The organism is Streptomyces sp. NPDC088252 (assembly GCF_044740965.1).
Classification (GTDB): domain Bacteria; phylum Actinomycetota; class Actinomycetes; order Streptomycetales; family Streptomycetaceae; genus Streptomyces.
On the sequence record NZ_JBIURS010000004.1, the window covers coordinates 81,430 to 101,712 of the forward strand.

Annotated in this window: 16 protein-coding genes, 1 tRNA gene and 1 riboswitch; of the genes, 3 read left to right on the forward strand and 14 right to left on the reverse strand. The window is 69.8% G+C overall.

Annotated features, from left to right (window positions below; translation table 11 throughout):
• Positions 1 to 473: 473 nt before the first annotated feature.
• On the forward strand, positions 474 to 1,304 hold the full coding sequence (locus ACIOHC_RS10010; RefSeq protein WP_351076781.1) for a hypothetical protein: 831 nt from the start codon (positions 474 to 476) through the stop codon (positions 1,302 to 1,304).
• A 66-nt stretch (positions 1,305 to 1,370) separates the two neighbouring features.
• On the opposite strand, the gene ACIOHC_RS10015 is transcribed toward ACIOHC_RS10010, so the two are convergent.
• From ACIOHC_RS10015 to ACIOHC_RS10025, 3 genes are all read right to left on the reverse strand, one after another.
• Positions 1,371 to 1,688 (reverse strand): hypothetical protein, encoded by a 318-nt coding sequence (locus ACIOHC_RS10015; protein WP_351076734.1) that lies wholly within the window; start codon positions 1,686 to 1,688, stop codon positions 1,371 to 1,373.
• Between the two features lie 179 nt (positions 1,689 to 1,867).
• A complete protein-coding gene (locus ACIOHC_RS10020) occupies positions 1,868 to 2,755 on the reverse strand; it encodes a Bax inhibitor-1/YccA family protein (RefSeq protein ID WP_351076731.1) in 888 nt (295 codons plus the stop codon).
• Positions 2,756 to 2,990: 235 nt separating this feature from the next.
• Positions 2,991 to 3,076 (reverse strand) — tRNA-Leu (locus ACIOHC_RS10025).
• 629 nt (positions 3,077 to 3,705) lie between these two features.
• Between ACIOHC_RS10025 and ACIOHC_RS10030 the strand changes: the two genes are divergently transcribed.
• Positions 3,706 to 4,473 carry an ABC transporter ATP-binding protein gene (locus ACIOHC_RS10030; protein ID WP_351076728.1) on the forward strand — a complete coding sequence of 256 codons (768 nt, stop codon included), beginning with the start codon at positions 3,706 to 3,708 and terminating at the stop codon, positions 4,471 to 4,473.
• Positions 4,474 to 4,531: 58 nt separating this feature from the next.
• Positions 4,532 to 7,057 (forward strand): FtsX-like permease family protein, encoded by a 2,526-nt coding sequence (locus tag ACIOHC_RS10035; RefSeq protein WP_365692663.1) that lies wholly within the window; start codon positions 4,532 to 4,534, stop codon positions 7,055 to 7,057.
• Positions 7,058 to 7,196: 139 nt separating this feature from the next.
• Here the strand turns inward: ACIOHC_RS10035 and ACIOHC_RS10040 are convergent, their stop codons facing one another.
• The 11 genes from ACIOHC_RS10040 to ACIOHC_RS10090 form a co-directional block, all read right to left on the reverse strand.
• Positions 7,197 to 8,501 carry a class I SAM-dependent methyltransferase gene (locus ACIOHC_RS10040; RefSeq protein WP_401842253.1) on the reverse strand — a complete coding sequence of 435 codons (1,305 nt, stop codon included), beginning with the start codon at positions 8,499 to 8,501 and terminating at the stop codon, positions 7,197 to 7,199.
• A gap of 379 nt (positions 8,502 to 8,880) precedes the next feature.
• A complete protein-coding gene (locus ACIOHC_RS10045) occupies positions 8,881 to 10,263 on the reverse strand; it encodes an NAD(P)/FAD-dependent oxidoreductase (protein ID WP_351076721.1) in 1,383 nt (460 codons plus the stop codon).
• A 481-nt stretch (positions 10,264 to 10,744) separates the two neighbouring features.
• Positions 10,745 to 11,686 (reverse strand): exopolyphosphatase, encoded by a 942-nt coding sequence (locus ACIOHC_RS10050; RefSeq protein ID WP_401842256.1) that lies wholly within the window; start codon positions 11,684 to 11,686, stop codon positions 10,745 to 10,747.
• A 123-nt stretch (positions 11,687 to 11,809) separates the two neighbouring features.
• Complete coding sequence (locus ACIOHC_RS10055) at positions 11,810 to 12,343, reverse strand: DUF501 domain-containing protein (RefSeq protein ID WP_351076718.1); 534 nt, start codon at positions 12,341 to 12,343, stop codon at positions 11,810 to 11,812.
• Between the two features lie 60 nt (positions 12,344 to 12,403).
• Complete coding sequence (locus ACIOHC_RS10060; protein WP_351076716.1) at positions 12,404 to 12,874, reverse strand: septum formation initiator family protein; 471 nt, start codon at positions 12,872 to 12,874, stop codon at positions 12,404 to 12,406.
• Between the two features lie 192 nt (positions 12,875 to 13,066).
• Positions 13,067 to 14,353 (reverse strand): phosphopyruvate hydratase, encoded by a 1,287-nt coding sequence (gene eno, locus ACIOHC_RS10065; RefSeq protein ID WP_351076713.1) that lies wholly within the window; start codon positions 14,351 to 14,353, stop codon positions 13,067 to 13,069.
• A 423-nt stretch (positions 14,354 to 14,776) separates the two neighbouring features.
• Entirely contained in the window at positions 14,777 to 15,538 is a 762-nt protein-coding gene (locus ACIOHC_RS10070) for a transglycosylase family protein (RefSeq protein ID WP_351076711.1), read from the reverse strand.
• Between the two features lie 3 nt (positions 15,539 to 15,541).
• Positions 15,542 to 15,712, reverse strand: a riboswitch (cyclic di-AMP (ydaO/yuaA leader).
• Between the two features lie 300 nt (positions 15,713 to 16,012).
• The gene (locus ACIOHC_RS10075) at positions 16,013 to 16,951 is read right to left on the reverse strand and encodes a transglycosylase family protein (protein WP_401842260.1); all 939 of its coding nucleotides are present in this window, start codon (positions 16,949 to 16,951) and stop codon (positions 16,013 to 16,015) included.
• Between the two features lie 105 nt (positions 16,952 to 17,056).
• Positions 17,057 to 18,445 (reverse strand): cytochrome P450, encoded by a 1,389-nt coding sequence (locus tag ACIOHC_RS10080; RefSeq protein ID WP_401842632.1) that lies wholly within the window; start codon positions 18,443 to 18,445, stop codon positions 17,057 to 17,059.
• A gap of 42 nt (positions 18,446 to 18,487) precedes the next feature.
• Positions 18,488 to 19,447 (reverse strand): nucleoside triphosphate pyrophosphohydrolase, encoded by a 960-nt coding sequence (locus ACIOHC_RS10085; protein ID WP_365692670.1) that lies wholly within the window; start codon positions 19,445 to 19,447, stop codon positions 18,488 to 18,490.
• Positions 19,448 to 19,483: 36 nt separating this feature from the next.
• Positions 19,484 to 20,140 carry a SurA N-terminal domain-containing protein gene (locus tag ACIOHC_RS10090; protein WP_351076703.1) on the reverse strand — a complete coding sequence of 219 codons (657 nt, stop codon included), beginning with the start codon at positions 20,138 to 20,140 and terminating at the stop codon, positions 19,484 to 19,486.
• Positions 20,141 to 20,283 lie beyond the last annotated feature (143 nt).

Genomic DNA, 20,283 nt, shown 5'->3' on the forward strand with positions numbered 1-20,283 from the left:
CTGAGCTGAGCTGCAGCGGAGGGTAGGGGTCGCCCGAGGAACGAAGGCGACACCTGCCCGCAGCGGAAGCGAAGCGAACGCGACCACAAGACCGAGCGGCTGAGCTGAGCTGCAGCGGAGGGTAGGGGTCGCCCGAGGAACGAAGGCGACACCTGCCCGCAGCGGAAGCGAAGCGAACGCGACCACAAGACCGAACGCACTCCGGCGCAACCACGAGATCGAGTGGCTGAGCAGTGGCCGGTTCCGAGCCCCGACCGTGACCGAATCTCCCCCAGGATGTGACCTATCTCCTGGGGGAGACTCATTCCCGCAGGTCACACCCGTAACAGGGTTAAACCCCAGGCCCAAAGACCTGTCCAATTCGTGACGTAATGCACTGACACCGGGCGCAGGTAGAGGACAAGCTGAGGTAGGAAGTCGGGGGATCGATTGAAACCGGGAGTATGTCAGTGAGCGCCATGTCTCTTGCCCTGTTGCTGACCACCGCTGCCGCCACGGCCGTGGGCGCCGCTGCTCTGCACGCTGCTCACGGGCTGCGCAAGCAGATCACGGCCCTTCGGACGGAGCTGGCCGTGGCCCGCGCCCACGATGTCGCCGTGCCCGCGCAGAGCCGCAACGACGTCACCCCGGCCGCCGAGATACGCGCGGCCGTCGCCGAGGCGCTCGCCGAGGAGCGGGAACGTGAGCTCGCCGAGGCCCGCGCCTTCTGGGCCTCCCAGGAAGCGCGCGATGCCGCCGATGCCCCGTCCCTGCTGGGTGGTCTGACCGGGATCGGTGAGGACGCGCCGTTCTTCCTGCCGCGCCAGGCCGATTTCGCGGGCCTGGAGGCCATGGACTTCGACGCCACCGAGGCGCTCGAAGAGCTGACGGAACTGACCGAGCTGGCGGACGTGACCGAACTGCCCGAGACGGCGGAGTTCGCCGAGGACTCCCCCGAGCTGGCCGCGGCCCGTCGCCGCCACCCCTCGCACCCCGACTTCGTACCGGTGCAGACCCCGGTCGTCACCGACCACGAGCGCACCGTGAACCGTCTGGAGGAGCTCGCCGACAGTGGCACGGAACTCGCGGATGTGCGCCCCGGCCCGCTCGGCACCCTCGATGTCTATGTCTTCGCCGACGGCACCACGCTCTGTATGACCCCCGGCCACCGCGAGACGGCCGAGCGGCTGGCCGAGGCACTGCTCGCGGGCGAGCACCCCGTTCTGCTGGGCGGCTCCGGTGTCTCCGGCGCGTACGCCCTGACGTTCTCCTGCGGCGAGGACAACGTCTACATCCTCGCCGACCGCGTCATCGCCTCGTTCTAGACCCCGGATCCTCCGGGCGGAGCGGCTCTCGCCTGCCGCCGCCTCCGGGCCACCGCCTGCCCGCCGCTACGCGAACGCCCGCGCAGCCGCCTCCACCACGAATTGCACGGCCTCGTCCAGCTCAGCCGACGGGGCCGTTTCCAGTGCCACCGCCAAGTCACGGCCCGCTACCGCGAGCTGGTCGCCGATCGCAAAGATCCCGGCGTCCGGCATGATCCGCGGTTCCCGGTCCGGCGCCTCGATGCGCTGGGCCCGCACAGCCAGCTCTCTGGCCGTGGCCAGCCCCTCGGCAGCCGCTCCACGCTGCAGCCGGCTCTGCGGGGCGGCGCGCAGCCGGTCGGCGAATCGGTCCACGGCGGTGATCAGCGGGGTCGTATCGAGCACTCCGCGACCCTACGCGCCCTTGCGGGACGGTTGCCAACGGGCCGACGCTCGGGCACGGCGTCGGGAAGGACCGGCCACGCGCCATGCGTCGGGGCGCCGATGTTCCGCTGCAGAGACGCGGAACGGCCCGCAGGCGGTGAGCCTGCGGGCCGTTCCGTATCGCGTCGCGGATCCGTACGTCAGTCGTCGCCGCTGAGGATGGAGAGCAGGCGCAGCATCTCCAGGTAGATCCACACCAGGGTCATGGTGAGGCCGAAGGCCGCCAGCCAGGACTCCTCGCGCGGAGCGCCGTACGCGATGCCGTCCTCGACCTGCTTGAAGTCCAGGGCCAGGAAGCACGCACCGAGCACGATCCCGATGACGCCGAAGAGGATGCCGAGGCCACCACTGCGGAAGCCCAGGCCGTCACCGCCGCCGAAGACGGCGAACAGCAGGTTGACCACCATCAGGAGCATGAAGCCCATGGCGGCGGCCATCACGAAGCCGTAGAAGCGGCGCGTGACGCGGATCCAGCGCATCTTGTACGCGAGCAGCACACCGGCGAAGACACACATGGTGCCCAGCACCGCCTGCATCACGACGCCCGGTCCGATGTACGTGCTGACCGCGCTGGAGATCACTCCGAGGAAGACACCCTCGAAGGCCGCGTACGAGACGATCAGCGCCGGGGACGGCCTGCGCTTGAAGGACTGGACGAGCGACAGGACGAACGCCACCAGGGCGGCGCCGATCGCGATGCCGTAGGACTTGCCGAGATTGGCCTCGTCGACCGGCAGCAGGGCCCAGGCGAGCGCGGCACCGAGCACCACGGTGCCCAGCGTGATCGCCGTGCGCGTGACGACGTCGTCGATCGTCATGGCACCGGAACGCGCCGGTGCCTGCGGAACGCCGTACTGGGTGTCCTGCTGGGCGTAGGGGTTGGTGGCGTACGGGTTGGCGGCGGTGCCCTGCGCGTACGGGTTGGCACCCGCGACGGGGGCCCCGGCCTGCGGCGCCGCGTTGAAGCCCGCATATCCGTTGTCGCGGCTGAAGCCCCGTCGCGAGAAGACCGGGTTGCTGCTCCTCATCTCACTCCTCCATGGCCACCCTGCGTGGCCTTCCCACAAGAGTAATAGGTAGGCAAAGGAATCAGACTAGTGCTTGGGGAGGATCTTTGCGGAAGCCGAACGGCACGAGGACGGGTGCGAGCCGACGGCCGACGCCCGCCGGATCCGGCCGGGTGGGTGGCCGCGGTGCGACCGGGACGGGAAGGGACCACACGCGTCCCGGGTCATTCCCACTGGTCGGACCTTGCGCGCTGGGTGGTGCCCGGAACCGGACTCGAACCGGTACGCCCCCGAGGGGCAGCGAGGTTTAAGCTCGCCGTGTCTGCATTCCACCATCCGGGCCTGGCGCGCGGCTCCGCGTTGGCACATGACCCTATCCGGGCGCTTCCTCCGATCAGCCGATCGGTGGCGCGATGTTGTCTTATTTTATTGACCGTTTGAGGGGTCGTCAGCACTCGCGGAAGGCCATCGTCACATGCCTGGGCGGGGTAACGAGCACCAAGACCGGTATTCCGGATTGACGTAAAGTCGCCGCACTCGGACGGCGCATTCGCCAGGCACGCGCCAGTGTTCGCCATGGGTGCACCACCCGGCCGGACGACGGTGCCTGCGGCGCACTGCGAACGGGGGCCGGCGACGGCCCCTCCCAAGGTCCGGGAACCCCTCGTCCGTGACGCGGAACACGACGCTGTCCCGGCAGCGGGTTGACGGGTGTACGGCGCCGGGCGAGGCGGCCGGAGGGAGTCGCGGGGCCCTCGGCCGGACGGATGGACCTCTCAGGGTCGGTGTCATACCGAAGGAGGACACCGGAACCCTTCGGTGCGACTCAAGACGGCCCCGGGAACGGGCACGGGGACTGACGATCCGCGGCGATACGGCGGTGACGATGGAGGGGTTCCGCACTCAAGCGGACGCAACCGAACGTACCCCCGGACGAAGCCCTCGGCCGGAGCCCGAATCAGGAGATTCCCGTGACCACTTCCACCGCACACCGCGTCACCACGGTGGCTGCCCGCGCCACGGATCTGTCGAAGGTCTACGGCGAGGGCGAGACCAGGGTGACGGCTCTGGACCGGGTCTCCGTGGACTTCCCGCGCGGCGAGTTCACCGCGATCATGGGCCCGTCCGGCTCAGGCAAGTCCACGCTGATGCACTGCGTGGCCGGCCTCGACAGCTTCAGCAGCGGTTCGGTGCGGATCGGCGAGACGGAGCTGGGCTCCCTCAAGGACAAGCAGCTCACCCAGCTCCGCCGGGACAAGATCGGCTTCATCTTCCAGGCGTTCAACCTGCTGCCGACACTGACGGCCGAGGAGAACATCACGCTCCCCATGGACATCGCGGGCCGCAAGCCCGACGCGGAGTGGGTGCGCAAGGTCATCGACATGGTGGGCCTCTCCGACCGGCTGACCCACCGTCCGACCGAGCTCTCCGGCGGCCAGCAGCAGCGCGTCGCGGTGGCCCGCGCCCTGGCCTCGCAGCCGGAGATCATCTTCGGTGACGAGCCGACCGGGAACCTGGACTCCCGCTCCGGCGCCGAGGTCCTCGGCTTCCTGCGCAACTCGGTGCGCGAGCTGGGGCAGACCGTGGTGATGGTGACCCACGACCCGGCGGCCGCCTCCTACGCGGACCGGGTCATCTTCCTCGCGGACGGCAGGATCGTCGACCAGATGATGCACCCCACCGCGGACGGTGTCCTCGACCGGATGAAGGCGTTCGACGCCAAGGGCCGTACCAGCTGACGCCCGCCCTTCCCCGCGCTCCTCGCCTGCATCCCTCCCCATCCCAGGACTGACAGACATGTTCCGTACCGCCCTGCGCAATGTGCTCGCGCACAAGGCCAGGCTGCTGATGACCGTGCTCGCCGTGATGCTCGGCGTGGCCTTCGTATCCGGCACCCTGGTCTTCACCGACACCCTCGGCAACGCCTTCCGCAACCAGTCGGCGAAGAGCTACGACGACGTCGCCGTAGCCGTCACCACCTACGCCGATCAGCGCGACGAGAAGACGTCCGGCATCACCACCGCCACCCTGAAGAAGATCCAGGGCCTGGACGGTGTGGACACCGCCACCGGCCGGGTCCGCGGCTTCGCCGGGGTCGCCGACCCCGACGGCAAGCTGATCGGCAACGGCTGGTCGAACACCGGCAGCAACTTCTCCCCCGGCAGGAACGGCAAGGACTCCGCGTACACCTTCGTCGACGGCAGGGGTCCGGACGCGGCCGACCGGATCGCGCTCGACGAGCAGACCGCGAAGAAGGGCAAGTACCACGTCGGTGACACGGTCCGGGTCGCCACGAACGGGCCGGTGAAGGAGTTCACCCTCGCCGGTGTCTTCACCACCGAGGACGGCACGGTCAACGCGGGCGGCAGCCTGGTCCTCTTCGACACCCCGGTCGCCCAGAAGCTCTACCTGAGGCCCGGCGAGTTCCAGGACGTCGACATCGCCGCCGCGGCCGGTGCCTCCGACGAGAAGCTGCTGGCCGACGTGAAGCCGTTGCTGCCCAAGAACGCCGAGGCCAAGACCGGCAAGGCGCTCGCCGACGAGCAGGCCAAGCAGATCCAGAAGGGGCTGAGCGGCCTCAACGGCATGCTGCTCGCCTTCGCGGCCATCGCGCTCTTCGTCGGTGTCTTCCTGATCGCCAACACCTTCACCATGCTGGTGGCCCAGCGCACCAAGGAACTGGCACTGATGCGCGCCGTCGGCGCCTCCCGCCGCCAGGTCAAGCGCTCCGTGCTCCTGGAAGCGGCCGTGGTCGGCGCGATCGCCTCGGTCATCGGGTTCGTGCTCGGCCTCGGACTCGCCACCGGTCTGCGCTCCGTGATGAGCCAGTTCGGCGGGAAGATCCCGGCCGGACCGCTGATCGTCTCGCCCACCGCGGTCGCGGCGGCGTTCGGCGTCGGCGTACTGATCACCGTCCTGGCCGCCTGGCTGCCCGCCCGCCGGGCCGCGAAGATCCCGCCGGTGGCCGCGATGAACAGCGTGCACGCGACGGCGACGGTCAAGTCCCTGGTACTGCGCAACTCGGTCGGTGGTGCGCTCACCCTGCTCGGCGGCGCCGGCATCGTGGCAGGTGCGGCGGACGGTTCGGGCGGACGGACGATCATCGGGGTCGGTGCGTTCTTCGCGCTGGTCGGTGTCATCGTGCTGATCCCGCTGCTGTCGCGGCCGGTCATCGCGCTGGTCCGCCCGCTGCTGAAGCGGCTGTTCGGGGTCTCCGGCAAGCTGGCCGCGCAGAACGCGGTCCGCAACCCGCGGCGTACCGGCGCCACCGCCTCCGCGCTGGCGATCGGCCTCACCCTGGTCACCGGCATCTCCGTGCTCGGCGTCACCCTCGGCCAGGCGGTCGACCGGATGACGACGGACAACATCAAGGCCGACTACATGGTGTCGATGGCGAGCGGTGGCTCGCTCGACACGTCGGCGCTCAAGGCTCTGGAGAAGGCCGACGGGGTCTCGGCGGTCTCCCCCCGGCAGGACGCCTGGCTGAGGGTCGGCGAAGACCACCTCGGAGCATCCGGGGTCACCCCCGACGCCCTGTCGAAGCTCTTCGTCATCAAGACGGTCTCCGGCTCGATCGACTCCCTCGGCAACGGTGAGATCGCCGTGTCCGAGGACACCGCGAAGTCGAACCACTGGAAGACCGGGGACACCCTCCCGGTCGTGTTCGACGACGACAAGAAGGAGAAGGTGAAGGTCGGCGCGGTCTACGAGGACAACGAGTTCCTCTCCTCGGCCCTGGTGTCGACCGACCTCCTGGCCTCGCACACCACGCACGCCGATATCCGCGAGGTCTGGCTGAAGATGGACGGCGGCGAGTCCGCCGCCAACGAGAAGGCCCTGGTCAAGGCGCTGGGCGACAACCCGGCGATGAGCATCATCGATCGTCAGGGCATCCGCGACATGTTCGGCGGCTTCATCAACACCGCCCTGAACATCATGTACGGCCTGCTGGCGATGGCCCTGATCATCGCGGTGCTCGGGGTCGTCAACACGCTGGCCATGTCGGTCTTCGAACGCCAGCAGGAGATCGGCATGCTGCGGGCGATCGGCCTGGACCGGCGCCGGGTGAAGCGCATGATCCGCCTGGAGGCCGTGGTCATCTCGCTCTTCGGCGCGGTGGTCGGCGTGGCGCTCGGTGTGTTCCTCGGCTGGGCGATCGGCGAGACCCTGAAGTCCGATGTCCCGGACTACGCCCTGGTTCTCCCGTGGGACCGGATCGGAATCTTCCTGGTGCTCGCCGCGCTGGTGGGCGTGCTGGCCTCGCTCTGGCCGGCCCGCAGCGCCGCGAAGCTGAACATGCTGACGGCGATCAAGACCGAGTAGTCGCCGGACGGCACCGGAGGGCACGGCCGAGGGCCGGTACCCGCAGCACGGAGCTGCGGGTACCGGCCCTCGGTGCGTCCCGTGCGGAGCCGGTTCTCCCCGTGCCGACGCGGGTGCCGGGGCACGTGCGGTACGGGTGTCAGCCGGTCGCCGGAGCCGTCCACTCACGGGCCCGCAGCGGCATGCGGGAGGCCCCGCCCGCCGCCGGGCGCACCACGAGGATCTGGTTGACACCGATCTTGTTGTGCTCGAAGGAGAGGGCGGAGGCGGCCATGTAGAGCCGCCAGACCCTGGCCCGTCCGGGCGAGGTCATCCGGACCGCGCGGTCCCAGTGCTTCTCCAGATTGGCGACCCAGCGCCGCAGGGTCAGTGCGTAGTGTTCGCGGATCGACTCGACGTCACGGGTTTCGAAGCCGGCTTCTTCGAGGGTGGTCACGGTCCGTCCCACCGGGGCCAGTTCGCCGTCCGGGAAGACATAGGCGTCGATGAACTCGTCCACGTGGTACGCGGACTCGTCCCTCTCGGGGCGGCGGGCGATCTGGTGGTTGAGCAGCCGGCCGCCGGGCTTGAGCAGTGCGTAGAGGTCGTCGGCGTATTCGCGGAAACGGACGGAGCCGACGTGCTCCGCCATGCCGATGGACGAGATGGCTTCGTACGGGCCGTCCCTGACGTCCCGGTAGTCCTGGACCCGGATCTCGATCCGGTCGGTGAGGCCCTCTTCCGCGATGCGCTTGCGGGCATAGGCGGCCTGCTCGACGGAGAGGGTGACTCCGGTGACCCGGGCGCCGTAGGCGCGGGCCGCGTGGATGGCCATGGAGCCCCAGCCGCAGCCGACGTCGAGGAGCCGGTCGCCCTCCTTCAGCCCGAGCTTGCGGCAGACGAGGTCGAGCTTGTCGCGCTGGGCGTCCTCAAGGCTTCCGTCGTCCTCCCAGTAGGCGCAGGAGTAGACCATGGACGGACCGAGGACCAGTTCGTAGAAGTCATTGCCCACGTCGTAGTGGTGGCTGATGGCCTCCTTGTCGCGGCGCTTGGTGTGGAGGGTGCCGGTGCGGCGGCGCACCTCCTCGGGCGGCGGCGCGGGCGGGAGCCAGGGGCCCGCGAGCTGCAACAGCCCCGTGGCGAAGGCCCGCACCTTCGGGTCACGGACCGGGTGGACGCCGGGCGTGGCCTTTGCGCCGCGGTCCCAGATCAGCGAGGCCAGCAGATCCAGAGCCTCGTACAGGTCGCCCTCGATGCCCAGCTCACCCGCCACCCAGGCACGTGCCAGGCCCAGTTCGCCCGGCTTCCAGAGCAGCCTGCGCAGCGCGCGGCGGTTCCGGATCACAAGAACGGGGGCACCGGGCGGTCCGGTTTCGCTGCCGTCCCAGGCCCGGATACGGACCGGCAGCTTTTCTCCCAGCAACTCCTCGGCGAGAGCGGTCAGCCGCAATGCGGCGTCTGCCATGGCGCACACCTCCGTGATGGTGTTCCCAATGTGCCCAAACATGCCCAAACATGCCTGCAACCACGCCGGGCACCCACGACGCCACGGCGAGGTACACCCTCCTCAACAGTCCACGGAACGCGGGCCATCCCGCTATGGCGCAACGGAACGGCAAAATACTTGCAGATCACATGTATTTGATGGTGCGTCGCCTCGCGCTCCGCGCACGGCGCCCAGCCGCGCGGCGGCCGAGTACGCCGAAGGGGCCGTCCGCACCACGGATGGCGGACGGCCCCTTCGGGCGCTGTGCACGTACTGCGCGGGCGAGTGGGACCCGCGCGCGGACCGAGATCCTTCGTCCGGATCAGGCCGGAGCCCGGCCCGGTCCGGACAAGAGGCCCTAGGCCTTGGCCTTCTCGCCCTCGGCCTTGGCGGCGGCCGGTGCCGGGGCCGGCTTGGCGGCCTCGTAGAACTCCTCGCGCGGCGTCTCCATGGCGCCGAGCGAGACGACCTCGCGCTTGAGGAACATCGCAAGGGTCCAGTCCGCGAAGATCCGGATCTTACGGTTCCAGGTCGGCATCGCCATGCCGTGGTAGCCACGGTGCATGTACCAGGCGAGACGGCCCTTGAGCTTGATCTTCATCTTGCCCATGACGATCATCGCCACGCCCTTGTGCAGCCCCAGACCGGCGACCGCACCCTTGTTGGCGTGGCTGTATTCCTTCTGCGGGAAGCCGCGCATCCCGGAGATGACGTTGTCGCCGAGGACCTTGGCCTGCCGCAGCGCGTGCTGGGCGTTCGGCGGGCACCAGGCGTTCGGGTTGCCGGCCCTGCGGCCGACCATGTCCGGGACCTGGGCGTTGTCGCCCGCGGCCCAGATGTAGTCGGTGCCCTGCACCTGGAGCTTCTCGGAGGTGTCCACGTGACCGCGCGGACCGAGCGGCAGACCGAAACGGGCCAGCGCCGGGTTCGGCTTCACACCGGCCGTCCACACGATCGTGTTGGAGTCGACCTCCAGGCCGTTCTTCAGCACGACGTGACCGTCGACGCAGGAGTCCATGGAGGTCGAGAGGAAGACCTCGACGCCACGGGACTCCAGGTGCTCCCGGCCCCAGGTGCCCAGCTTCGGGCCGACCTCGGGAAGGATCTTGTCTGCGGCGTCGACGAGGATGAAGCGCATGTCCTCGCGCTTCACGTTCGTGTAGTACTTCGCCGCGTCGCGGGCCATGTCCTCGACCTCGCCGATGGTCTCCGCACCGGCGAATCCACCGCCCACGAAGACGAACGTCAACGCCCTGCGGCGGACGTCCTCGTCGGTCGTCGAGTCGGCCTTGTCCAGCTGCTCGAGGACGTGGTTGCGCAGGCCGATGGCCTCCTCGATGCCCTTCATGCCGATGCCCTGCTCGGCGAGGCCGGGGATCGGGAAGGTGCGGGAGACCGCGCCCATCGCGATGACCAGGTAGTCGAAGGGCAGCTCGTAGGCCTCGCCGACGAGCGGCGCGACCGTGGCGACCTTGCGGTCCTGATCGATGGTCGTGACGCGACCGGTGAGCACCTCGGCCTTCGGCAGTACGCGTCGCAGCGGGACGACGACATGCCGAGGCGAGATGCTGCCGGCGGCGGCTTCGGGGAGGAAGGGCTGGTAGGTCATGTACGACCGGGGGTCGACGACCGTGACGGTCGCCTCGCCGTAGCGCATCTTCTTCAGAATGCGCCGAGCTGCGTACAGGCCTACGTACCCACCGCCTACTACGAGGATCCTGGGACGCTCCGTGGTGCTCATGCCATCGAGTATCCACCCCCCTCGGGGGGTGGGTTCGTGAGCCCCTTCACAAGGTATGACCGACCCTCTGCTACACTGCGCCGCCCACGTGACCGAGGTCATGGCGCCGACAGGGAACCGCGACCCGGGGGCGAACGTTGTTCACCGCCTGTGAGCTGGCCCTTGACCCCCGGAGCGGGGTGAACCACCGCCCCGATTCACACTCCGGCAACGCGCCCGGAACGGCCCCGTATCGACACGGAACGACCCCGCAGGCGACCCTGAGTGCCCATACGGACCAGAACCGCCTTCCGCAGGGCCGAATTCCTTGTGAAGAAGTTCACGAACTTCGTCGCGACATGTCTCGCGAGGTGCCCCCCGAGTGGCCCATGAAGACTCAAAAGTGCAGGCCGGAGTGCGCATGAGCATCTCTCGGGGCCCCGGAGGGCCCGCCGCGGCCCCTGAGGGCTGCCGTAACCCCTGAGGGGTGTCCCGTAATCCCTCAGGCGATCGACCAGCCGATTCCGTCGAGGATGTCGTGCTCGCTGACGACGATCTCCCGGGCCCCGGTCCGCTCCATCACGGCCAGCAGGATCAGCGCCCCGGAGGTGATCACATCGACCCGCCCCGGATGCATCGCACCGATCTCGGCGCGCTCGGCGTGGGTGGAGGCGAGGAGCCGTGCGGTGATCCCCTGAACCTGTTCGAGGGTGATCCGGGAGTGGTGGATCGCCTCGGAGTCGTACTCCTCAAGCCCCTGGGCGATCGCGGCGACCGTGGTGACCGTCCCGGCGAGACCGACGAGAGTGGCGGCCCCGGTCAGCGGAACGCTCTCCTCCGCGAGATCGAGGGCCGCATCGACGTCGGCGCGGATCGCGGCGATCCGGTCGGGGGCCGGCGGATCGCTCACGACACCGTCGTGCACGAGGTGCCGCTCGGTCATGCGGACGCAGCCGATGTCCACTGAGCGCGCGGCCCGCACGTGATCGTCGCCCAGGACGAACTCGGTGGAGCCGCCGCCGATGTCCACGACGAGATACGGCTTCGCGAGGTGATCGCGGCCCGCGAGCTCCTTGGTGGCGCCGGTGAAGGAGAACTCCGCCTCCTGGTCGCCGCTGATCACCTCGGGCTCGACGCCCAGGATGTCCAGCACACCACGGACGAAGTCCTCCCTGTTCTCCGCGTCGCGGGAGGCGGAGGTGGCGACGAAACGGATCTGCTGCGCCCCGTGCTCCTCGATCACCGCCGCGTACCGGCGGCAGGCGGCGAACGTGCGTTCCAGGGCCTCGGGCGCGAGCCTGCCGGTGCGGTCGACGCCCTGGCCGAGGCGGACGATCTCCATCCGCCGGTCGAGCTCGACGAGCTCGCCGGTGGCCGGGTCGGCGTCGGCGACGAGCAGTCGGATGGAGTTGGTACCGCAGTCGATGGCGGCCACGCGGGTCATGAAGTACTCCCGGATCAAGCCCCTACGACGATCGAGGAGCGGGGTCAGGGGCAGAGCCCCCATTCAAGCCCCTCCGACGATCGAGGGGCGGGTCCGGGGGCAGAGCCCCCGGAGGGGGAACGGTCAGTCCTCGTCCGGCACGCCGCACGGCGAAACGCACGGCCCCTTGCGCCACCACTCGGGCAGCATCGCGATCGCCTCGTCGCCCAGCGGGTTCACTCCGGGCCCGGCGGCCAGCGAGTGCCCGACCAGCACGTGCAGGCACTTCACCCGGTCCGGCATGCCGCCGGCGCTCGGGAAGCCCTCAAGGACCTCGATGGCGTCACGCCGGGCGATGTAGTCCTCGTGCGCGGCCCGGTACGCGGCGGCCAGCTCCGGGTCCGTGGCGAGGCGCTCGGTCATCTCCTTCATGACGCCGTTCGCCTCCAGCGTGCCGATCGCGGACGCGGCACGCGGGCACGTCAGGTAGTACGTCGTCGGGAACGGCGTACCGTCCTCCAGCCGGGGCTGCGTCTCGACCACGTCCGGATTGCCGCAGGGGCAGCGGTGCGCGATCGCGCGCAGCCCGCGCGGCGGGCGGCCCAGCTGCTGCTGGAACGCGGCGATGTCCGCCTCGGTGGGCGCGGTGGACTCGGTCTGCGGAGGGGGGGTTTCCATGCCTGCCTAGGTTCTGATCGGGCTGCTCGAACTGCGGTTCTGCAGAGGGGATGAAGGGAGTCAGTCGCGGTCGGCGCTGTCCACGCCGTCCCAGAGGTTGGAGTGCCACGGCCGGCCGGAATCGTCCGTCTCGCCGTTGCGCTCCTTGACCGCGTCGGGGTCGATCACCGTATAACCGGTCTCTCCGGGGAGAAGGTAGTGCAGGTGCTTGCGGGCCAGCTGCCTGATGTACGCGTCGTCCTGGAGGCGCGCCTTCTCGTCGCGCAGCTCCTCGGTGCGGGCTCGGGCCTCCTGCGCCCGGCGCTCCTGGTCGGCGATCTCGTCGCGCTGCGACACGTACTGCCGCATCGGGTAGGCGAGCGCGACCACCAGGGAGCAGACGACGAGGGCGAGGAAGGCCGCCCGGCCGGTGAGCCGGGAGCGACGGGCCTGACGGCGGTTCTGCGACCGGTAGACGCGGGCGGCGGTCTGCTCACCGAGCAGCCGCAGTCGGGTCGCGGTGGAGAACCGGTCCCGGTCCTTCGCGGCCATGTCTCCGCCTCCCCATTACGCACGTCCGTCCCCGCACACGGTACGGGACCGAGTGCGGGGACGGACGGAGGCCGGTGCCTTCGGCCCGTGAGGGCCTGCGGTCAGCCCTTGCCGCGCCTGACGATTCGCGGAGCGTCGCGCTCACCGGTTCGCGGAGCGCTGTGCCGATCAGTTCGCGGAGTGCTGCCCCGGTCAGCTCTCGGAGCGGAACCGCGGGAACGCCGAGCGGCCCGCGTACACCGCGGCGTCGTCGAGGATCTCCTCGATGCGCAGCAGCTGGTTGTACTTGGCGACGCGGTCCGAGCGGGCCGGGGCGCCGGTCTTGATCTGACCGCAGTTCACCGCGACGGCGAGGTCGGCGATGGTGACGTCCTCGGTCTCGCCGGAGCGGTGGGACATCATGCACTTGAAGCCGTTGCGCTGGGCCAGCTCGACGGCGTCCAGCGTCTCGGTCAGCGAACCGATCTGGTTGACCTTGACGAGCAGGGCGTTGGCGGAGCCCTCCTCGATGCCGCGGGCCAGACGCTCCGGGTTGGTGACGAACAGGTCGTCGCCGACGATCTGCACCTTGGCGCCGAGCTTGTCGGTGATGACCTTCCAACCGGCCCAGTCGTCCTCGTACAGCGGGTCCTCGATGGAGACCAGCGGGTACGCGGAGACGAGCTCCTCGTAGTACTCGGTCATCTCGGCGGCGGAGCGGGACTTGCCCTCGAACTCGTACTTGCCGTCCTTGTAGAACTCCGAGGCGGCGACGTCGAGCGCGAGCGCGATGTCCTTGCCCGGGACGTAGCCGGCTTCCTTGATGGCCTCGACGATCAGGTCCAGGGCGGCGCGGTTCGACTCCAGGTTCGGCGCGAAGCCGCCCTCGTCACCGAGACCGGTCGAAAGACCCTTGGTCTTCAGGACCTTCTTCAGCGTGTGGTAGACCTCGGCGCCCCAGCGCAGGGCCTCGGAGAAGGACTCCGCGCCGATCGGGGCGATCATGAACTCCTGGATGTCCACGTTGGAGTCGGCGTGCGACCCACCGTTGAGGATGTTCATCATCGGAACGGGCAGCAGGTGTGCGTTCGGGCCGCCGAGGTAGCGGAACAGCGGCAGGTCCGAGGCCTCGGAGGCGGCGTGGGCGACGGCCAGGGAGACACCGAGGATGGCGTTCGCGCCGAGCGAGCCCTTGTTCTCCGTGGCGTCCAGGTCGAACATCGCCTGGTCGATCAACCGCTGCTCGGTCGCGTCGTACCCCACGAGCTCCGGGCCGATCTGCTCGATCACGGCGAGGACGGCCTTCTCCACGCCCTTGCCCTGGTAGCGGTTGGGGTCACCGTCGCGAAGCTCAATGGCCTCGAACGCACCGGTGGAGGCGCCGGACGGCACGGCAGCACGGCCCGTGCTGCCGTCGTCGAGGCCAACCTCGACCTCGACCGTGGGGTTCCCCCGGGAGTCGAGGATTTCCCGGGCTACGACGACGTCGATGGACGGCACGAGGCATCTCCTTCTGGGATATGACACTGGTTGTGCAGGGTCACTTTGGCCTTGCGACAAGAGCCTAACCGGCCCGGCCCGCTCAGTCGGACGACCGCCCGTCCCCTGGGACGAAAAAGGACCCAAGAGCGAGTATTGCGGGGCAAACAGCCAGAATTTTACTGGCCAGTAACTATAGAAGTTGAACGATCACGCACCGCCGGGGCCGCCCCCGGGACCCAGGCCGGCCCCGCCCGTACGGACGCGATACGGGCCCGCCCTCAGGGATGCGATACGGGGACGACGCGCCCCGCCGGGACGGAGCCGCCGCACATACAGAGGTGACGCGCCCCGCAGAAGCAGGGGGCCACACGGAAACCCCGGCCCGGCGCGTACGGGGGAATGCGCGCCGGGCCGGGGTGCTCAGGGAGGAGAGGCCCCGGACTACTTCGTCAGGTGCAGCTGCTGACCCGGGTAGATCAGGTCGGCGTCCTTGACGATGTCCTTGTTCAGCTCGAACAGGTGCTGCCAGCCGCCCTTGACCTTGTGGTCGGCGGCGATCCGGCTCAGGGAGTCGCCGGAGACGACCTTGTACTCGCCGTCGCCCTTCTCGACCTTCTCGCCGGTCGGGGTGGTGACGGTCTTCTTCGACTCGGCCTGCGGGGCGGTGGAGCGGTCCGAGCGGTTGGTGGCGGGGGCCTCGGTGCGCTCGGCCTTCTTCGGCTGGGCCGGCTGCGACTGCCGCTCGGGCGCGGCCGGGGCGCTCTGCTGCTGCGTGGCGCCGGAGTTGGTCTTCGAGGAGGAGCCGGTGTCGACGCCCGGGTCCACACCGTCGTTGCGCAGGTTGCCGGCGCCGGCGCAGCCCCAGGCACCCGGGCCCTGCATGGCGAGGAGCTTCTCGGCGGTGGCGATCTGCTGAGCCTTGGTGGCCAGGTCGGCACGGGGGGCGTACTGCGTACCGCCGGCGGCGGCCCAGCTGGACTGCGAGAACTGCAGCCCGCCGTAGTAGCCGTTGCCGGTGTTGATGGACCAGTTGCCACCGGACTCGCACTGCGCGACGGCGTCCCAGGTCGCGACGGAGGCTGCGGAGGCACCGGTCGCACCCATCAGCGGGACGGCGACGGCGGTACCGGCGACACCGGCGAGCGTGGCGACACGGACGGCCTTGGACGGGCGGCGGTGCTTGCCCTTGCTGGAAAACAGCATGGAACTTCTCCTCACCGACGCCTACGAGGTGAGCTGTCGGGTTCGGGCCAAGTGAGTTGCCCGGTCGCACGTCCTAGCACGCGACTTCACCCCAAGCCGCCCCTGATCCACCTTTCGGCGATCGGGCCGGCGCCTACCTGGGTCCCCCGCTCCTGCCTACGGCGCTTTACGCGTCTGTTCCCTTCGACCGACGGCAGGATTCGGCGTGACGGTCGACGGGGCCCGCGGTGCGAGCGGTTCCGACCGTAAACACAGGCAACCCCCACATTCAACGATGGACACATCGGACAATCAGCCCTTACTTGCATCTGAGGAACCGTCGTTTTCGCAGGTCGGAGGCGATGCGGAAGGGCTCCCCGGGCGCGACACGCCAGTTGACGCAAAGAGACCCATGTCTCACTTACGCATAAGTGGACATAGGTCCCCTAACTACCCCGATTTTTGAGGCTCTATTAGCCGATTTTCAGACTGCCCTCAGTCGGCCTTCACGTCGAGACGGAGGCTCTGGCCAGGGAGGATGAGGTCCGGGTCGGAGCCGACCGTCCCCCTGTTGGCCTCATAGAGTGCGGGCCAGCCGCCGGGAACCTTCTGTGCGTCAGCAATCGCCCAGAGGTTGTCGCCGGAACGGACGGTGTACGCGCCGTCGGCAGCCGCCGCGCCCGCGTCGCGGGCGTCGCCGCCACCGCGGGAGGCATGGCGACCCGACTCGCGGTCGACGCCGCCGTTCGCGTCCGGGCTCCCTTCGGGCGCCGGGGCGCCGCGGTGCTTGCCGCTCACACCATTGGACGAGTCGGACGTACGGGGTGAATCGGACGCATCGTCGGACGGGCCCGAGGACGGGGCGGCCGACTCGGTGGCCGAAGGCTTCGCGGAGTGGCCCTTCCTGCCCGCCGACTTGCCGTGGGCACCCGAGGCGCCAGCCCTGTCCGACGGCGTGGCGGCATCGGACGGGGTGGCCGACTCGCCGTCAGCCGGCTCCGCACCGCTCGTCGGCTCGCCGGAGGGCGCGATCCCCGGGTCGACACCCGGCAGCGCCCCGTCCGCCGCGAGACCGGAGATGACCGCACAGCTGGGCCACGCCCCCGGACCCTTGTCGGCCAGGACCTTCTGGGCCACGGCTATCTGCTGCGCGCGGCTGGCGAGGTCGGCACGCGGGGCGTACGACTCGCCGCCGTACGCCTTCCAGGTCTCCGGCGAGAACTGCAGGCCGCCGTAGAAGCCATTGCCGAGGTCGGCGCTCCACATGCCGCCGCTCTCGCACTCGGCCACCCGGTCCCAGGTCGTGGCGTCGGCCGCGTGCGCACCGGCCGCGCCGAGCAGCGGGATGGCGATGGCCGAGCCGGTCACGCCCGCGGCGACGACGATGGCGGGTGCCTGACGAGGGCGACGGTGTCTGCCGTTCGCGGAGCCCATGGGGTTGCCTTCCGTGTGACTGACGAGTGACTGGTGAGTCGAACGGTGAACCTAGCGGGACTCGAACGCGTGTCACAAGTCGATGCAGCGCAGATCACGTGAAAGTCACAGAGTTGACAGTGTGTCACCTTGCGTCGTGGGGACCCCCGGCTCGAACTCCACCGGCAACGTGCGCAGTCCGCGCATGATGAGCCCGCCACGCCACCGCAAATCGGCAGGTTCCACCGCAAGCCGCAGGTCCGGAAGGCGCCTCAGGAGCGTGGAGAGCGCGGTCTGTCCCTCCAGCCGGGCGAGTGGTGCTCCCAGGCAGTAGTGGATGCCGTGCCCGTATCCGAGGTGCTGATTGTCACGCCGTGCGAGGTCGAGCGTGTCGGGGTTCTCGAAGCGTTCCGGGTCGCGGTCGGCGGCGGCGAGCACGACGAGCACGGGGTCACCGGCCGCGATGTCCTGCCCGCCGAGTGTCAGAGGCTCGGTGGCGAACCGCCAGGTCGCCAGCTCCACCGGGCCGTCGTAGCGCAGCAGTTCCTCGATGCCGGTCTCCAGCAGTTCGCTCTCCCCCGCATCGAGGGAGAGATGCAGCCGCTCACGCTGCACGGGGTTGCGCAGCAGGGCGTACACCCCGTTGCCGATGAGATTGACCGTCGTCTCGAAGCCGGCGAAGAGGAGGATGAAGGCCATGGCCGCGGCCTCGTTCTCGGTGAGGTGCTCGCCGTGGTCGCTGGCCCGGATCAGCCCCGAGATCAGATCGCCCCCCGGGTTCTCCCGCTTGCGGTGGATCAGCTCGGCGAGATAGCCGCGCATCTTCTTCACCGACCTGGCCACCCCGCCGCGCGGACCGCCGCCGTGGCGGATCATCATGCCCGCCCAGTCCCGGAAGTCGTCCTGGTCCTCGCGCGGCACGCCGAGCAGATCGCAGATCGCGTAGATGGGGAGCGGGAACGCGAAGTCGTGGATGAGGTCCGCCTCCCCCTCCGCGATGAAACGGTCGATGAGGCGGTCCGTCAGTTCCTGCACGCGGGGCGCGAACTCGGCGACCCGTCGCGGGGTGAACGCCTTGGAGACGAGACGGCGCAGCCGGGTGTGGTCGGGCGGGTCGATGTTCAGCAGATGCGTCATCAGCTCCGCCTTGCGCTCGCCCGGGATGCCCGTCTTCCCCTTGGCGTGCGCCGGCTCGGCGTGGTGCGCCGGGTTCTTGGAGAGCCGGCCGTCGGCGAGCGCCTGCCGGGCGTCCGCGTACCGGGTCACGAGCCACGCCTCGACGCCGCTGGGCAGCGCGGTGCGGTGCACCGGGCTGTGCTCGCGCAGCCAGGCGTAGGCCGGATACGGATCGGTGGCGAACTCCCAGGTGAAGAGTTCGGGCGCACCGACGGGGCAGACGGCGGGGTGATCGCCGGGGTCACCGGCGGGGCCGTCGACAGGGCGGGAGCCGGGGTGGTCCGCCGGGCCGTCGGCGGGGCGGTCACCGAAATCACCGGCGGGGCCGTCGGCGGGCAGATCGGCGGGGCGGTCGGCGGGGCTGTGGTTCACCCCCCGACGTTATCCGTTGCCCTCCGCCGCTCGGATGGCGTCCCGGTAGGCGCGGCCCGCGGCCCTCAGCGCGGCCTCGGGGTCGATGCCGTCCTGTTCGGCGCGCACGGCGAGCGCGAGGAGCTCGTACCCGATGCCGTCGCCCGTGGGGAGTGCCACGTCGAGCCCCGCGGTACGGACCCGGCCGGCCAGTTTCGCGGCCAGCGCCAGGCCGGGCTGGCCGAGCGGCACTCCGTCGGTGACCGAGTCGCGCCGCTTCTCGGTGGCCTTGGTCCGCAGCCAGTGCGCGTGCACGTCCTGGGGGGTCTCGGCGGTCTCGTCGCCGAAGACGTGCGGGTGGCGGTGGATCAGCTTCTCGACGAGGGTCGCGGCCACGTCGTCGACGGAGAACGGTTCCTCCCCGTCCTCGGCGATCCGGGCGTGGAGGACGACCTGGAGCAGCACGTCCCCGAGCTCCTCGCGCAGCTCGTCGCGGTCGCCGTCCTCGATCGCCTCGACGAGTTCATACGCCTCCTCGATGGCGTACTTGGCGAGGCCCTTGTGGGTCTTCTGCGAGGTCCAGGGGCACTCGATCCGGATCCGGTCCATGATCTGGACCAGATCGAGGAACCTGGCCCCCGGCAGATCGTACGAACCGGGCAGCAGCTCCAGGTCCGGCATCCGCACCCGACCCGATCCCGCGAGCCTCGCGAGCCCGTCGGTCAGCGACGGGCTGCCTTCGCCGCTCGTCAGGACGACGACGCTCCGGCCGCCCGCGCAGGCGTCGACGAGCTCCTGCGCGGTGGGCCCCGAGTGCTCGACGGTGACGCCCGCCTCGCGCAGATACGGCAGCTGCGGATTGTCCGGCTCGGCGCAGAGCACCCGGTCGGCGGCGTGCAGCGTCTGCCAGGCGGGCCAGGACAGAAGACCGGGCGCGACGCGGTGGCTGGCGGTGAGCAGGACGATACGGCCGGGGGCTTCAGCGTTCACCGTTCGAATCTACCCCGGTCGCTCCGGTCGCCATCGTCAGGCGCCGGACTCGGCACCCGCCTCGGCTTCCTTGGTGACCTGGGTGATCCAGGGGGCCTTGTAGTTGGCGAGCTGGGTCTGCTTGTCGTCCCAGGCGCCGTACCGCGGATTCACGTCGACCTTCAGCGCCTTCGACGCCTTGCTCAGCGCGTCACCGACGGCCTTCTGCCCCGCGGGCTGCTGCAGGTCGGCGCCGAGCGCCTGGGCCAGCTTCGTCAGCTGGACCTGCTCGCGCAGGACGGCGTCGATCTGGTCGGGGGCGACCCAGCTCTGCTGGAGCATCGCCGTCCGCAGCTGTGCCTCTCCCCCGGACTGGGCGGCGGCCGCGCTGCGCATCTGCTGGATCTCGTTGCGACTGACGGTCACGCCGGCGTCCCGCGCGGCCCGGTCGAGGACCCGGTCGAAGATCATGCCGTGCAGTTTGGCCCGGCTGAGCTGCCCGGACTTGTCGATGAGCTGGGAGGCGTCCTTCGAATCACGCTGGGCCTCGCGTACCGCCGCCACCTGGCCCTGCAGCGTGGACACCTCGATCCGGTCCCCTCCGACGAGGGCCGCGGCGCCCGGGTGGGCCTGGCTGCCGCAAGCGGTCAGGAGTGGGGCGCCGGCGAGCAGGGCGGCGGAGACGACGAGCGCGGTGCGACGGCGGCGGTGCAAAGGAAACCTCCCGGGGAGAGTTTGTGCATCAGTGCACAAGACCTTGCGTTGATCGATGTTAGGCAGTGGATGTGGTTGGGGCCACTGGTTCGACCAACGATTCGGAAGGAGTTGGGGATGTGGTCCCTCTCCGGGGCCCTGCC

What these genes read in the sequence shown, in the direction of transcription:
- ACIOHC_RS10045 (WP_351076721.1), bottom strand. Translation starts at nt 10,263, where the DNA reads ATGAGCACCACGGAGCGTCCCAGGATCCTCGTAGTAGGCGGTGGGTAC.
- ACIOHC_RS10035 (WP_365692663.1), top strand. Translation starts at nt 4,532, where the DNA reads ATGTTCCGTACCGCCCTGCGCAATGTGCTCGCGCACAAGGCCAGGCTG.
- ACIOHC_RS10060 (WP_351076716.1), bottom strand. Translation starts at nt 12,874, where the DNA reads ATGGCCGCGAAGGACCGGGACCGGTTCTCCACCGCGACCCGACTGCGG.
- ACIOHC_RS10040 (WP_401842253.1), bottom strand. Translation starts at nt 8,501, where the DNA reads ATGGCAGACGCCGCATTGCGGCTGACCGCTCTCGCCGAGGAGTTGCTG.
- ACIOHC_RS10075 (WP_401842260.1), bottom strand. Translation starts at nt 16,951, where the DNA reads ATGGGCTCCGCGAACGGCAGACACCGTCGCCCTCGTCAGGCACCCGCC.
- ACIOHC_RS10055 (WP_351076718.1), bottom strand. Translation starts at nt 12,343, where the DNA reads ATGGAAACCCCCCCTCCGCAGACCGAGTCCACCGCGCCCACCGAGGCG.
- ACIOHC_RS10050 (WP_401842256.1), bottom strand. Translation starts at nt 11,686, where the DNA reads ATGACCCGCGTGGCCGCCATCGACTGCGGTACCAACTCCATCCGACTG.
- ACIOHC_RS10070 (WP_351076711.1), bottom strand. Translation starts at nt 15,538, where the DNA reads ATGCTGTTTTCCAGCAAGGGCAAGCACCGCCGCCCGTCCAAGGCCGTC.
- ACIOHC_RS10020 (WP_351076731.1), bottom strand. Translation starts at nt 2,755, where the DNA reads ATGAGGAGCAGCAACCCGGTCTTCTCGCGACGGGGCTTCAGCCGCGAC.